This is a genomic window from Azonexus sp., assembly GCF_036170495.1.
In the GTDB taxonomy this organism is placed as follows: domain Bacteria; phylum Pseudomonadota; class Gammaproteobacteria; order Burkholderiales; family Rhodocyclaceae; genus Azonexus.
The window spans coordinates 1-1,315 of record NZ_JAVHPH010000292.1 but is presented as its reverse complement, the minus strand read 5'-3'; the positions used below and the strand labels follow the sequence as shown (position 1 = coordinate 1,315).

General features: G+C 58.2%; 2 protein-coding genes. Both read left to right on the top strand.

Features of this window, described 5'->3' with window-relative positions; genetic code table 11:
* The coding region (murA, locus tag ADADOO_RS10625) for a UDP-N-acetylglucosamine 1-carboxyvinyltransferase (protein ID WP_511277394.1) at positions 1 to 917 on the top strand (917 nt) is incomplete at its 5' end.
* A gap of 222 nt (positions 918 to 1,139) precedes the next feature.
* Positions 1,140 to 1,315 (top strand): cold-shock protein (locus tag ADADOO_RS10620; protein ID WP_511277419.1); only part of this gene is annotated, 176 nt, incomplete at its 3' end.

Below are 1,315 nucleotides of genomic sequence, written 5' to 3'. Positions count from 1 at the left end.
TGCCCGGCGGCTGCGCCATCGGCGCCCGGCCGGTCGATCAGCACATCAAGGGGCTGCAAGCCATGGGCGCTGAGGTTACGGTCGAGCAGGGTTACGTCCATGCCAAGGCGACCCGCCTCAAGGGCGCCCGCATCTGCACCGAGATGGTTACCGTGACCGGTACCGAAAACCTCATGATGGCGGCCTGTCTGGCCGATGGCGAGACGATCATCGAAAACGCGGCGCGCGAGCCGGAAGTGGTCGATCTGGCCAATTGCCTGGTGTCGATGGGGGCACGCATTTCCGGCGCCGGCACCGACGTCATCCGTATTCAGGGTGTTGACAAGTTGCATGGCGCAACGCACGCCATCATGCCTGACCGCATCGAAACCGGGACTTATCTCTGTGCGGCGGCGGCGACCGGCGGTGATATCCGTCTGCTCAAGACTTCGGCCGCCTATCTCGACACGGTCGTCGACAAGCTCATGGATGCCGGTTGTGAAATCACCGTCGAACGCGATGCCATCCGCCTCGTTGCTCCGCAGCGCCTGAAAGCGGTCAGCTTGCGCACGGCGCCTTACCCGGCCTTCCCGACCGACATGCAGGCTCAGTTCATGGCGATCAACTGCATTGCCGACGGCGTGGCAACGATACGTGAGACCATATTCGAAAACCGCTTCATGCACGTGAACGAGCTGATGCGCCTTGGTGCCAACATACAGATTGAAGGCAATAATGCCATCGTGCGTGGTGTCGATCATCTGGAAGGCGCTACCGTCATGGCGACTGATTTGCGCGCCTCGGCATCGCTGGTCATTGCCGGTCTTGTCGCCCAGGGCGAGACAGTCATCGACCGGATCTATCACCTGGATCGCGGCTACGAACGCATCGAGGAAAAGCTCGCCAAGCTCGGCGCTTCGGTCAGGCGCGTCAATTAACCCGGCGTCGTTGGGATATTGAAATTTGCAATTTTCTGCACTCCGCTGCAGAAAGTTGCAAAAAAGGCTTGGCGTATTCCAAATGCTGGCCCATACTCCGAGTCTCGGGATTTCCAGGCAGTGTTTTGTTCCTGCGCCGTACCACGGTTTGTCAGCTCTCCTCGGTCTTGGTTCTCGTGTTTTGTGGCGCAAGCCCGTATTTTTATTTTAGGAAGCTATCAAATGGCAAACGGTACCGTTAAGTGGTTCAACGACTCCAAGGGTTTTGGTTTTATCTCCCCGTCCGAAGGTGGTGAAGACCTCTTCGCTCACTTCTCTGCAATTCAAGGCAACGGTTTCAAGACCCTGGCCGAAAACCAGAAAGTGACGTTCGACGTCGTGAACGGCCCGAAGGGCAA